This window comes from Phyllobacterium sp. YR531 (assembly GCF_000282595.1).
In the GTDB taxonomy this organism is placed as follows: domain Bacteria; phylum Pseudomonadota; class Alphaproteobacteria; order Rhizobiales; family Rhizobiaceae; genus Phyllobacterium.
In genome coordinates, this window is sequence record NZ_AKIZ01000019.1 from 137,119 (window position 1) to 150,428 (window position 13,310).

The window sequence follows — 13,310 nt, forward strand, 5'->3', positions numbered from 1 at the left end:
CAAAAAATTGATCCGATGAGCATAGCTTTGGCACAAGCCCATGCAGCGGCGGCGCGGGGCGAAGTGCCAATTGGCGCTGTTCTGGTAAAAGACGGAGCGATTATTTCGGCCGCGGGCAACCGAACACGGGAGCTTAATGACCCTACCGCCCACGCGGAAATTCTCGTTATCCGAGAAGCCTGCCAGACGTTCGCGGACGAGCGGCTGCCGGGATGCGACCTCTACGTCACGCTTGAGCCCTGCACTATGTGCGCTGCCGCAATCTCTTTTGCGCGCATTCGGCGTCTCTATTATGGTGCCCAAGACATTAAGGGTGGCGGTGTGGAAAACGGTGCTCGCTTCTTTTCTCAGCCCACCTGTCACCATGCACCCGAAGTTTATTCGGGTTTTGGCGAAGCAGAGTCCGAAGCTTTGCTGAAAGAGTTTTTCCGGGCCAAGCGACTCTAATTATCGCTACGTATTCTTACCGAGAAATCCGAGGCTGTATCTGCGTTTAACGCGCGTTGGTTGATCAGGGCAGCGTTTATGACCTCTTCCAAGGGCTTTTGATTATCGATGGCACCATGATCGTAAAGATAGCCCGGCAGATAACCGGAAAGAAGAACACGATAATCAATAGGAATATCCGGAGTGATCGCCCGCATCATATCAAAAATGACCGTAGTGCAATTGGCGGTCACCGTGTTGTAGAAGCTGGCTTTTTCAGCCAGATGATTGGCGTTATCGACATATGACAGGAACAATGCCTGACGCATTTCAGGTTTCATATTGATACGATAGCGATATACATCCTCTTTGCGGATGTTGGTTCTAAGCCGAACAATATCCCGTTCATCAGCCGCGATCATTCCAAGCTCGAATTCCTTGAAAAAGCCGCCGATCTCCGCAAACTCTTCGTGCCGCTCCTTCCTTATCTCGGCGGAGAAAACGACATGCTGACCATCGTTGAAGCCAAAGCTGACAAGCGTGTGTGCAATCGCTGGATTGGACCAGTAAGACAGGAACACATCGACTGACGCGAGGTCCTCCATGTCGTAAGCGCGCACTTCCCATCGAGGGGTAAAGTCTTCCCGTGTCCGCCACTCGAAATTCCGCACATTGGATAGCACAACCTGATTGCCATTCAGTTGGCCAGTAACAGTCTGTGCAACATCATCGGCCCAGATGCGGGTCAGCGATGGAGTAATCGTGGCCCACCAATAAAATAAACCAGCCATTACCGGTACGAGCACAATCAACGCGCGAAACGATCTGCCTTTGACCTCTAGCCACAATACGGAGAAGGCAATTGCAGTCCAGACTGCAAGGCAACCAATTACGCCTGAAATACCGAAAGGAAGCTGATACCAAAGGGCAAAAGCGCCCCAAATAAAGAATAGAATCGAAATGAGGACGAGGACAATCCGCCCGGCCAATCTGAAAATGAACAATTGGAAAACCCTCGACTAACGTAAAGACGTACCCTTTGAAGTGGAACAACGAAGCTCAGATATTTCTGTTCCAAATTTTGGCACAAAGCTTCGTCGATTGCACTCTAAAGTGCAACCATTACAACAAGTAAGGGATCAAGATCTTTGAAATCAGTTCCAGGGAATCAGGTTTTTGAAACTGAAGCCTTTTTCTTTCTTGGCGGCAGCCTTGCGTTCACGTTCCTTCTTGACTTCATCCTTGCCAAGATCGTCGGTAGCGGCAGTCGGTGCTGGAGCGCGATATTCGAGTGGCGGCTCGCTCAGATATCTGCGTGTTGTCGGCGAGCCTGCAGTTGACGCAAGCTTACGCGCACGGAATTCGCTGCTTTGCGCAGCTTGAGGTGCACCTGCGGGCACGACGCGCGGTGCTTTGTCGTTATTGGGGCCATAATCCGCCCAATGTGATGATTTGGAGACCGCAGGAATGTCGTTTTCGACTTCCGGTACAAAGTTCGGATTGTTCTGGTTGGCGGTTGCAGTATCGCGAATTCGCTTGCGACGCTGCTCCGGTGATTCCGGCCAATTTGCACTATTTTCCGCTACGGCATTATTCTGCGGTTGCGGCAATTGCGAGCCTTCTGCTGCGCCAGTAGCCGGCCGCACAAGTTCGGGCCTTGGATTGTAGGCGATGGTATTCTTCTTTTTACTGAAAGACGCGATGTTGGATACGTCATCTAGCAATTGCGCGCCTGACGTCTTGTCTGTGCCATAGGTGGGCGATGATGCACAGCCGGCAATTGCCAGTGATGCAAACAATGCACTTAGAACCGTAATGCGTCCGTTCAAATTCATACTCGCCACTTCCACCCAAGCCTGAGCACTGATGCCCGCCAAAAAATCCGCTTGATCTATGCCCTGCCTCTAAATTCAGGCAACTCAATGGCAGCCTTTTACATGAGGCCCATGGCATTAAGCAAGCCGAGGCTCTTTTTTGTTAATAACTGCGGACTACCGCAAGGGGTAATCCGCAGTTTTCATTCAGGCAAGCTTTCCGAGCTTTGCCAATTCATGCAGCGCTGCTGCATCCCGTGCCGATACATCTGGATAAGCACTATCCGACCCAACGTCATGGGTGTACCGCCATGAGCGAGCGCACTTTGTACCGGTTGCCCGTTCCGACACGACAGCAACGCCTTTGACATCATCAGCGACAAATGCTTCTCCCGGTGCTGATCCGTCTTTAATGGCTATTGCACTTGTGATGCAGATTTCAGCCATATCAAGGTCTTTCACGGCAGCAAGCAACTCGGGATCGTTGATGAAAACCAGTGGGGCAGCTTCAAGCGATGAACCCAAGGTTTTCTTGGCGCGTTCCAATTCCAATGCACCGGTGACGACGCGGCGTACATCGCGCACTTTCCGCCACTTTGCGGCCAGTGCATCATTTTTCCATTCTTTCGACGTATCCCTGAACTGTTCAAGGTGAACAGACACGGCATCCTTATGCAGATCGAGCCATGCCTCTTCCGTTGTGAACGGCAGCATTGGAGCCAACCACGTAACAACGCGATCGAACAAATGCCTTACAACCTGCAGTGACGCTTTCCGTTTGATGCTTGAAGGCGCATCGCAATAAAGCGCATCCTTTCGAATGTCGAAATAGAACGCTGACAATTCCACATTGAGGAAATCGATCAATGCGCGGGTTATGCGTTTGAACTCGAATGTATCGTAGCCCGATCGTACAAGCTCATCCAGCTCAGCCAAGCGATGCAACATCAACTGTTCAAGTTCCGGCATATCCGCATAGGCAACTTCGTCGCCTTCGTCATGCGCCAAAGTTCCCAGCATCCAGCGGATAGTATTTCGGAGCTTGCGATAGGCATCGATATTTGTCTGGATGATGTTTTTGCCCAGACGCTGATCTTCCCAATAATCTGTGGTCATGACCCAAAGGCGCAGAATATCCGCGCCGGAATCCTTGATCACGTCTTGAGGTGTGACCGTGTTACCCAGCGACTTGGACATTTTACGTCCCTCTTCATCCATGGTGAAGCCATGGGTGACGAGAGTGTTATAGGGCGCTCGGCCACGTGTACCGCAGCTTTCAAGCAGCGATGAGTGGAACCAGCCACGATGCTGGTCGGAACCTTCCAGATAAACATCTGCAGGCCATTTCAGATCAGGACGATCCTCAAGTGTAAAAACATGCGTCGAGCCTGAATCAAACCAGACATCAAGAATATCGCGCACCTGCGTCCAAGGCTCGTTGGCTTTCTCACCAAGGAAACGCTCACGCGCACCTTCCGCAAACCACGCGTCGGCGCCTTCTTGTTCAAAAGCTTCAAGGATACGTGCGTTAACGGCATCGTCCTTGAGTACATTGCCATCTTCATCGGCAAACACGCAGATAGGTACGCCCCATGCACGCTGACGCGACAGAACCCAATCGGGACGATCCTCGATCATCGCACGGAGGCGGTTTTGTCCACCAGCCGGAACGAAACGGGTTTCATCGATGGCAGCAAGGGCTCGCGATCTTAATGTGGTTTGATCACCGAGGTCCTTATCCATATAGACGAACCATTGCGGCGTGTTGCGGAAAATGACCGGCTTTTTTGAACGCCACGAATGCGGATAAGAGTGCTTGATGCGGCCACGGGCAAACAACATGCCGCGATTGATCAGCTCTTCGATCACGGCTTTGTTGGCATCGCCCTTCTTGCCATTATCGTCGATTACACGCGCTGGGCCGCCGTCGCGATCAGGGCCAAAACCCGGAGCATCCTTGGTGTAATAGCCTGCATCGTCAACAGTAAACGGGATCGCTGGAGAAATGCCGCGGGCTTCAAGATCGCTGCGCGCATCCATCCATGCGTCAAAATCCTCACGGCCGTGACCGGGAGCAGTGTGCACGAAACCTGTACCGGCATCGTCAGTGACATGATCGCCGGCAAGCATCGGCACTACAAATTCATAACCCCCGCCATAGCCCTTGAAAGGGTGAGCAAGGATGGCACTCGTAAATTCATCAGCAGATACAGTCCTGATGCGCTTGAATGTCAGTTTTGCTTTTGTCGCAGAGTCATCAGCCAAGGCATCGGCAAAAATTAACAGCTCACCGGGGCGCGGACCAAAATCATTTTCTGCCGTTTCAACCTTGTAGAGTCCATAGGCGACGCGCGGCGAATAATTGACTGCGCGATTTCCCGGGATGGTCCAAGGGGTTGTCGTCCAGATGACGACAGAAGCTGACAGCAGGTCTTCTGGGCCTGTCGTTACAGGGAACTTTACCCAGATTGTATCGCTCTCGACGTCCGCATATTCGACCTCGGCTTCAGCCAAAGCAGTGCGTTCGACCACGGACCACATGACGGGCTTGGAGCCGCGATAGAGCTGATCCGACATGGCAAACTTCAGCAGCTCCCCAGCGATCCTGCTTTCGGCGTGGAAAGCCATAGTCGTATAAGGATTCTCAAAATCGCCTTCGATACCGAGCCGCTTGAACTCTACCGATTGAACCTTGATCCAGTTCGCTGCGAATTCACGGCATTCCTTGCGAAACTCATTGATCGGCACCTGATCCTTGTCTTTGCCCTTGGCGCGATATTGCTCTTCGATCTTCCATTCGATGGGCAGACCATGGCAGTCCCACCCTGGAACGTAGTTGGAGTTATACCCGCGCATCTGGAAGGAACGCGTGATGACATCCTTGAGGATCTTGTTCAGCGCATGGCCGATATGGATATTGCCATTGGCATAGGGAGGACCGTCATGCAGCACATAAAGCGGACGGTCCTTACCATCCTCACGCAACTTGCGGTAAAGATCCATATCCTGCCAACGCTGGACAAATTCCGGCTCCTTGGCTGGCAGGCCAGCACGCATCGGAAAATCAGTCTGTGGCAGATAAAGGGTTTTCGAATAGTCGATCGGCTTGGACGTATCGTTCATTGTTCTTGGCTTTTCTTGGGCCCGCGCGGTATCGCTGCGAGCAAGGATTTGAAGAAATCGAGAATAAAGCGCAAAGGCGCCGCCCGGACCTTCAACACCGCGAAGCATAAAGCTTCAGGATTAGGTGAAGGCCGGGCCAGTAATTCGTATGGTCTGAATCGGTGTGGACTTGGGAAAAGTCCCGCAAACGGTTTTCATGATCGCGCTTTTAGCAATCACGCTCGCGAGAATAAAGGGGCAGACGCAATAAACTTCGTTAAGGGCGATACGAGCCGCTGGCGAGGCTCTATTTCAATTGCTCGCGCAATGTTTCTTCCACGACATTATCGAACGAGTTTTTATCGGTTTTCCCGGTAATCTTTGTTTTTTCGGCAAGATAGCGGTCACGCTTCCTGACCAGATCCGTCATGTCCCCTTCCATCGCGCCGCGTTCAGCCGACTGTTTGTCGATGTAAGACTGAAGTTCCGCCTTGGATTTTCCACGCAATTCCTTTGGCAGCTCATTTTCATCGACGGAGTCGAGCTTCGTTGACCCATTTTTGACGTCAGTCAAAAGGTCGCCGCCACCAGTAACAACTTCCTTGGCACCAGCTTTCTTTGAGTAATAGCGTGAGTTATCTACCTGAACAGAGGCTGGAGCCATCGCCTTGGTCTCCATTTTGGATCGGATATTCTCTTGTGCCGCGCGATCGCCATAAGGAATGACCGTTTTGTCGATTTTCTGCTGCAGGATAATGATTTGATTATCGAACGGGGTTTCGATGATTGTAATGCGCCCCCCATCTTGGGGAATCGCCATGTATCGACCATGGCCAAGTTGAGCTATTTCACGCCAGACCTTGGTAGTATCCGGATCGTCGCCTGCCTGAATCGCATTGACCGTAATGTCATCCTGCTTCGCGCGCTTCAACACATCGGGATATTTCGGCGCATTATCGTAATCCATATGTGGTGGCGCATCCCCAACCAAGAATACAATTTTCTTGGTGTTATCGTCTTTGCTCCATTTGATTTTACGAACAGACGTGTCGAGTGCTTCGTTGACTGATTCCGGTGTATCGCCACCTCCATCCGCAGTCAGTTTAATGAGGTTGCCATAAAGACCTTGAACATCCGAACTCATATCGAATGTTTTAAGCACGTAGGCGTCGCCCTGATCCCGGTAAGCAATCAAAGCCATGCGGATGTCCGCGTCGAGGTTCACATCAATAATCGTGTTGGCAATTGACCAGATTTTACGCTTCGCACCGTCAATCAAATCCGCCATGGACCCCGTAGTGTCGAGGACAAAGGCAATTTCTATTTGCGGGCGGTTGGGGCTGGAAAAAGCGCCAGGACTATAGGAGATAGTTGCAAGACAGCTGGAAAGACCCAAGATCAAAGCACGAGACAATCTGAACATCATATCTCTCCAAAAAGTGATCAAACATTCTTCAGAATTGAATGAGGTTTAATTTTGGAGACCTGAAAGCTGGTATGAAGGGTCGAAAAACCAAGCAAACTGCTGGTAATATATGTCAGTATACTTGAATAGTTCACTCGGCACGCTTGCACAAAATGGTGAGAATACGGCAAAGCATGACTTCGCCGTATTCATGCAGGTGAAACTGGAACGCCGTAAATATTAAAGTGAAAAGTCGAAGCGATAGGTTGCTTGGAGGCCAAAGGTTGCTTGATTGGCCGATCCACGCTCTTTGACAAGACTTGAGTCCGCAGCCGGTCCCATCAAACGGCTATACTCCGCATAGGCGCTTGTGGTGATCTTATCGGTCGTTTTCCAGGTGATCTGCCCGCCTATGCCGAGTGACTTCAAGCCACCTCCGGGCCTGTATTCCTTCAGACCCGATGCAGCGGACTCGGCAGGGTTAACACCGTAATATTCTCGGAAGTAATCCTTGGTCGCTACTGTTGCGCGTGGACCGGCCGATACACGAATAGTTGGCGTGATATCGGTGAAGGCGTCAACGGCAAAATCCGCAACAACGCCATCATGCGCACCAATACCGCGACGCACTTCAACACGGCCGCGAATATTGTCTGTGGGATAGAACTCAGCAAAACCACCGACCTCAACGCCCCAATCGGTATCGTGTAATCCCTTCAAATCACGGGAATCATCATCGTCACGACCGGAGACCAGTTTGCCTGTCAAACCTGCGCGAAACACGCCTGTGTCAACAAAACCTATGGAGGCATTGTCATTGAGAGAGGAGAACTTCTCGCTTTTTCCGGCGCGGCCAAGCGATATAACTGGCGCGGCAAGCAGACGGTAGTCACTTGCTCCATCATAGCGCGGAGCGACAAAGCCCTTTGCGCCCAATGTTAAATACCAGTCTCCAGACCACCAGTGATCGCCTCTTGGGCTACTGGTCGTTGTTTCAGGGTCACTATAATATTCATCAGCAAGAACTATTGCGGGAGACGCGAAAAAGACTGCGCCGGCAAGGGCGCCAATTAAACGTATAGACATATCAAACTCCGAAATTTGCCTTGGGAGACGGCAATTCCGGGCCAAGCTACGGAATGATAGATAAAATTGGATTTATTCTTATGGTAAACAATTTGCCATTTCAGACAAAATTAATCCTGTCGTCGAGTGGGGAGAGCGGCTTCACGCCCTGCAAAAGCCCCCGCGCCTCTTCTTCATCTTTTCTGATCTGCAGCATCATTGGTTCGAGGCCATCAAATTTTTCTTCGCCGCGAAGATAGGCGAAAAACGATACTGCGCAGGTTTCTCCATAAAGGTCGCCGGAGAAATCAAAGACATAGGTTTCCAGCAATGGCTCTCCATCAGTATCGACCGTCGGCCTGCGGCCAAAACTTGCAACCCCGTCGTAAAGAGTGCCATCCCCGCGCCGGAAACGGACGGCATAAATACCATGTTTCAAATGGGTTTCAGGCGGCAAAACCATATTGGCAGTGGGAAAGCCAATCGTCCGGCCAAGCTGCTTGCCATGTACCACTTCGGCACGAATACGATGGCGATACCCCAAAAGTCCGGCCGCTTCCACAACTTCACCATCTCCGAACAGCGAACGGATACGGCTCGATGAAACCGCCTGCCCGCCTTCATCCCGAAATGCATCAACCAGCGTAACGTGAAAGCCGCGCTTTTCACCAGCTTCCATCAGGAAAGCGGGGCCGCCCTGGCGATTCTTCCCGAAATGGAAATCAAAACCCGTGACAATGCGGCTAGCGCCCAGTGCTCCGACCAGAATTTGATCCACGAAATCATCCGCGGTCAATTGCGAGAACTCGCGGGTGAAATGGCATTCAACCACCGCGTCGAAACCCAGAGCCTCAAGAATGCTGGCTTTTTCCGCAGCCGGTGTCAGCCTGTCCACGGGTTGGTCCGGTACAAAAACGCTCCGGGGATGCGGCTCGAACGTCAATACCAGTGAGGGCTTTCCTGCCGCTTGCGCAGCTTCGAGAGCCCGCCCCAGAACAGCCTGATGGCCGCGATGAACGCCGTCAAAATTGCCTATGGCAACAACAGCGCCCCTCAAGTTAAGGGGCAACTGCGAAGGGTCGCTCAAACGCAGAATTGTCATGAACCTTGTCCTCAGGCCAAAGCAGGCATGGTAGCAACGGGATTACTCCCGTGTTTTTTCAAGAAGGCCAACAGTTTTTCGACGTCGTGCACACCCCCATCGACGTAGTCTCCTGCGTGAATGCCCCCGGAAATGTAAAGTACATCGATACCAAAAAGGTCGGCTCCTTTGACGTCTGTCAACATACCATCGCCGATGGCTATGACACGGCTGAGGTCAACAGGTTTGCCTCGAACCTCTTCTGCCGCTGAAATCGAGGCTTCGTAAATCGGGCGATGTGGCTTGCCGGCAATCAACGTCCTACCACCAAGCTGGCCATAATCCCGGGCAAGTGCACCAGCACACCAGATCAGACGGTCACCGCGCTCTACGACAATGTCAGGATTGGCGCATATAAACGGCAGATCACGTGAACGAAAGCGCGTCAACATTTCAGCGTAATCAGCTGGCGTTTCCGTCTCGTCATCAAAGTACCCGGTACACACAACGACATCGGCCTCGCGTTCTTCTACCAGATCAACGTCCAGCCCTTCATAGAGCGTTTCATCGCGCTCCGGCCCGAGGTGAAACACACGGCGCGGTGCATTGCGGATCAATTCACGTGTAACGTCTCCCGATGTAACGATGCGATCATAGGCATTTTCAGGTACACCAAGCTCATGAATTTGCGCGGCCACGCTATCAAAGCGCCGCGGTGCATTGGTTATCAGAATCACAGTCAGGCCTGCAGTTCGAGCGCGGGCCAATGCTTTTGATGCGGCAGCAAAAGAATCAACACCATTATGCAAAACACCCCAAACATCGCAAAGAAGCACGTCATAACGATCGATCAAGCCGTCAAGACTTGCCAAGTGTACCATGTCGGTCATGCCGATCTTTCTCCATGCCGGTAATCCAGTTGCAACACCGCTTACCTGATTGCACGAAAAGTGTCACTCAGGATCGCAACCAAAAGCTGTTTGGGCAGGTTGACAACAAACATATGAATAGATATCGATATGTTTGTTGTCAAATGAGGTTCACATGACGCATTCCCACGGCGATCACGCACATGATCATGCTCCCAAAATAACTGCTGATAATCAGCGCAAGGTTCTGATCGCTTTTCTGATCACATTTACGTTCATGATTGTGGAAGTTATCGGCGGCGTTTTGTCGGGCTCATTGGCTTTGATTGCCGATGCTGGACATATGCTGACAGACGCGGGAGCTTTGGCTCTCTCCTATGCGGCCTTCCGCTTCGGCAAACGTGCCGCCGATGAACGCCGTACTTTCGGATATCTGCGATTTGAAGTGATTGCCGGTCTGATCAATGCGATTGCGCTTTTCGCTATCCTCGTCTGGATCGCGATTGAAGCCTTTGAACGCTTCCGCAATCCTGGCGAAGTGCTTGCAGGTCCAATGTTTATAGTTGCAACCATAGGTCTGCTGATAAATATTGGCGTCTTCTGGATTCTAACACGCGGCGATAAAGACCACGTCAATATTAAAGGCGCGATCCTGCATGTTCTTGGCGACCTGCTCGGCTCGGTTGCCGCCATAAGCGCCGCTATTGTCATTTACTACACCGGCTGGACTCCAATCGATCCGATCCTTTCGGTCCTCGTTTGCTTGCTGATCCTGCGCAGTGCCTGGGCGCTTTTGCGCAATTCACTTCACATATTGCTTGAGGGTGCACCGGAAAATGCTGCACCGGAAGAAATTGAGCAGCACCTTATGAAAACAATCCCCAATCTGGCCGGTGTACGTCACGTCCATGTTTGGATGATTACCTCGGGCAAAGCTTTGGCTACGCTTCATGTCCGTCCCAAAGATGGGGCTGATCCTCGTCTGCTAGTAAAGGCTGTAGAAGCGGAGCTGGTTAAAAAGTTTGAAATCGAGCACTCAACTATTGCCATCGACTTTGCTGATTCTGTTGTTGATTGCTGCCTCGGCACCGAGACTTCCGATGAGCATGATCACGCGGAACATGATCACACCGGTCATGGTGATCATGAACACGCGGCACACGACCACAGCCATGAGGGTCACAAACATTGAGCACGGTATCGGTACCATCCCAACTCGATACGACTATTCTGGCAGAAACTTTCAAACTGCTGGGCGACCCGACGCGGCTACGAATCCTGTTCTTCTGTCTTGATGCTCCCCGCTCGGTTGGCGATATCGCGGCAAGTCTGGATATATCCCAGTCACTGGTCAGCCATCATTTGCGCTTGCTGCGCGGCGCGCGGCTGGTGCGTGGCAACCGGCAGGCAAAGCAGATCTTCTACGAGTTGGCTGACAAGCATGTCAGCGACATGCTCGTCGATATGGCTCACCATGTTTGCGAGGATCATGGTGAGGACTGACCTGCCGGGCTAGAAACCCGACAAGACGATTTTGCCTTTGGCAGTGCCACTCTCAATCAAAGCGTGCGCTCTTTTGAGATTAGCGGCATTAATAGGTCCGAAATCATCGCTGAAGGTGGTTCTGATTGTTCCCTTGTCCACAAGCGCTGACACTTCATTGAGCAAGCGATGCTGTGCATCCATATCCGCTGTTTTGAACAATGACCGGGTGAACATCATCTCCCAATGAAGCGAAATGCTCTTTCGTTTGAACACGACCGCATCAAGCGATTTCGGGTCATCAATCAGAGCAAACCGGCCTTGTGGTGCAATCAATTCCACAAGTTCGCTCAAATGATCGATAGTATTGGTCGTCGAGAACACAAAGGCCGGCGCATCAATGCCAAGCGCAGCGACTTGCGCCGCAAGTGGTTTGGAGTGGTCCAAAACGTGATGCGCTCCAAGATCGCGAACCCACTCTTGAGTTTCGGGACGCGAGGCTGTGGCGATGACCGTGAGGTCAGTTAACTGTCTCGCAAGCTGCACGGCAATCGAGCCGACGCCGCCAGCTCCACCGACAATAAGAATCGCGTTAGCTCCGCCGGCTACCGGCGACTTTACATCAAGCCGATCAAAGAGCGTTTCCCATGCCGTAATCGAGGTCAGTGGCAAAGCCGCTGCGGAAGCGAAATCCAGCGAAGCTGGCTTTTTTCCGACGATTCGCTCATCGACGAGATGAAATTCAGCATTGGTACCTGACCGATCCACGGCTCCAGCATAGAATACTTCATCACCCGATTTAAAGAAGGTTACGTCAGGCCCGACAGCAGCAACGATGCCCGCGGCATCCCAGCCTAGCACTTTTGCCGAGCCCTCATCCGGTTTCACACCCTTGCGAATCTTGGTATCGACGGGATTAACCGAAACAGCCTTTACCTCCACCAGAATATCCCGGCCTGTCGCCTCAGGCTTGGGCAAGTCGACATCGACGAGCGAATTTTCTGCCGTAACGGCCTGTGGTTCGAAATAGGCAACTGCACGCATTGTTTTGCTCCGTATTGAATGAGGTCTGGCCTATTTGCGCGCAAAGGTTTAAATGTGCAAGAACGCACATTTTCTGTATATAGTGTCAAAAAGGATACTGTAATGGCTCGTATTCGACACCCCAAACCAAATGCCTCTCCCGGTTGCAGGGTCGAGCGTGTTCTTGATCTGATCGATGGTAAGTGGAAAGGCGTGATCCTTTATCAGTTGATGACCGGGACGCTGCGCTTCAATGAAATCCGCCGCAAAATGAATAATGTCACTCAGCGCATGCTGACCAACCAACTTCGTGAGTTGGAAGCGGATGGGCTGATCGTTCGTAAAGTCTATGCGCAGGTCCCGCCCAAAGTAGAATATTCTTTGTCGGAGCGTGGCCGTAGTCTGGAGCCGGTTATCAACTCCCTGAAAGCGTGGGGCGAGGCTCACTTGCCGGCACTGGAGAGCGATCAGGATGTTGCGGCGTAGTTGTGGAATACTCCCGCATTGACATCCTCCCATCATATTTTCATGCAAGCATGTGAAACGGCGACAATTTTGCTTTGACACCACTAATTTTTTTGAGGTCTGCGAGAAAGTTTTCACCAAGCCTTCCCTTGACTCTTCCGACCCCTCCCACTATCTCCAGCTCCAGTTAGCACTCACTGATAGCGAGTGCTAATAAAGCGAATGGCTAAGCTGTTTGCGAAACCGTTTTGACACCAACCATCAAGGGTTCTAACCATGGCCAAGACCAAGTTCCGCCCGCTTCACGACCGCGTCGTTGTACGCCGCGTTGAATCGGAAGCAAAGACTGCAGGCGGCATCATCATTCCGGATACTGCCAAGGAAAAGCCACAGGAAGGCGAAATCGTCTCCGTAGGCACAGGCGCTCGTGACGAAGCTGGCAAGCTCGTACCACTCGATGTCAAGGCAGGCGATCGCGTCCTGTTCGGCAAGTGGTCCGGTACGGAAGTCAAGATCGGCGGCGAAGACCTGCTGATCATGAAGGAATCCGACATTCTCGGCATCCTCGGCTAATCACC

At 51.9% G+C, this 13,310-nt stretch carries 13 protein-coding genes; 5 read left to right on the forward strand and 8 right to left on the reverse strand.

What is annotated here, in order from left to right; genetic code table 11:
- The first annotated feature begins 15 nt into the window (after positions 1–15).
- Positions 16–447 (forward strand): nucleoside deaminase, encoded by a 432-nt coding sequence (locus PMI41_RS13065; protein ID WP_086003526.1) that lies wholly within the window; start codon positions 16–18, stop codon positions 445–447.
- On the opposite strand, the gene PMI41_RS13070 is transcribed toward PMI41_RS13065, so the two are convergent.
- The 7 genes from PMI41_RS13070 to PMI41_RS13100 all read right to left on the reverse strand — a co-directional run bounded on the left by PMI41_RS13070 (position 444) and on the right by PMI41_RS13100 (position 9,783).
- Positions 444–1,430, reverse strand: coding sequence for a DUF4105 domain-containing protein (locus PMI41_RS13070; protein ID WP_008125487.1), 987 nt, complete (start codon positions 1,428–1,430; stop codon positions 444–446). The genes PMI41_RS13065 and PMI41_RS13070 overlap by 4 nt on opposite strands.
- Positions 1,431–1,580: 150 nt before the next feature.
- Entirely contained in the window at positions 1,581–2,261 is a 681-nt protein-coding gene (locus PMI41_RS13075) for a hypothetical protein (protein WP_008125489.1), read from the reverse strand.
- Positions 2,262–2,447: 186 nt separating this feature from the next.
- Entirely contained in the window at positions 2,448–5,363 is a 2,916-nt protein-coding gene (gene ileS, locus PMI41_RS13080; protein WP_040854836.1) for an isoleucine--tRNA ligase, read from the reverse strand.
- 286 nt (positions 5,364–5,649) lie between these two features.
- A complete protein-coding gene (locus PMI41_RS13085) occupies positions 5,650–6,768 on the reverse strand; it encodes a vWA domain-containing protein (protein ID WP_244423937.1) in 1,119 nt (372 codons plus the stop codon).
- Between the two features lie 219 nt (positions 6,769–6,987).
- Entirely contained in the window at positions 6,988–7,833 is an 846-nt protein-coding gene (locus PMI41_RS13090; protein ID WP_008125494.1) for a MipA/OmpV family protein, read from the reverse strand.
- A gap of 100 nt (positions 7,834–7,933) precedes the next feature.
- Positions 7,934–8,914, reverse strand: a complete 981-nt coding sequence (locus tag PMI41_RS13095; protein ID WP_008125495.1) for a bifunctional riboflavin kinase/FAD synthetase — start codon at positions 8,912–8,914, stop codon at positions 7,934–7,936.
- An 11-nt stretch (positions 8,915–8,925) separates the two neighbouring features.
- The gene (locus PMI41_RS13100) at positions 8,926–9,783 is read right to left on the reverse strand and encodes a TIGR01459 family HAD-type hydrolase (protein WP_008125496.1); all 858 of its coding nucleotides are present in this window, start codon (positions 9,781–9,783) and stop codon (positions 8,926–8,928) included.
- A gap of 154 nt (positions 9,784–9,937) precedes the next feature.
- Between PMI41_RS13100 and PMI41_RS13105 the strand changes: the two genes are divergently transcribed.
- Both PMI41_RS13105 and PMI41_RS13110 read left to right on the forward strand, forming a co-directional pair.
- Positions 9,938–10,954: a cation diffusion facilitator family transporter gene (locus PMI41_RS13105; RefSeq protein ID WP_008125497.1), complete on the forward strand. Its 1,017-nt coding sequence runs from the start codon at positions 9,938–9,940 to the stop codon at positions 10,952–10,954.
- Positions 10,951–11,265, forward strand: a complete 315-nt coding sequence (locus tag PMI41_RS13110) for a metalloregulator ArsR/SmtB family transcription factor (RefSeq protein ID WP_008125498.1) — start codon at positions 10,951–10,953, stop codon at positions 11,263–11,265. Before PMI41_RS13105 ends, PMI41_RS13110 begins: the two co-directional genes overlap by 4 nt.
- Positions 11,266–11,274: 9 nt before the next feature.
- Here PMI41_RS13110 and PMI41_RS13115 read toward each other — a convergent pair whose 3' ends face one another.
- A complete protein-coding gene (locus PMI41_RS13115) occupies positions 11,275–12,288 on the reverse strand; it encodes a zinc-binding alcohol dehydrogenase family protein (protein ID WP_008125500.1) in 1,014 nt (337 codons plus the stop codon).
- Between the two features lie 102 nt (positions 12,289–12,390).
- On the opposite strand from PMI41_RS13115, the gene PMI41_RS13120 reads away from it, so the two are divergent.
- Both PMI41_RS13120 and groES read left to right on the forward strand, forming a co-directional pair.
- Positions 12,391–12,753: a helix-turn-helix domain-containing protein gene (locus tag PMI41_RS13120; protein ID WP_008125501.1), complete on the forward strand. Its 363-nt coding sequence runs from the start codon at positions 12,391–12,393 to the stop codon at positions 12,751–12,753.
- 255 nt (positions 12,754–13,008) lie between these two features.
- Positions 13,009–13,305 carry a co-chaperone GroES gene (gene groES, locus PMI41_RS13125; protein ID WP_008125504.1) on the forward strand — a complete coding sequence of 99 codons (297 nt, stop codon included), beginning with the start codon at positions 13,009–13,011 and terminating at the stop codon, positions 13,303–13,305.
- The last annotated feature ends 5 nt before the right edge of the window (positions 13,306–13,310 follow it).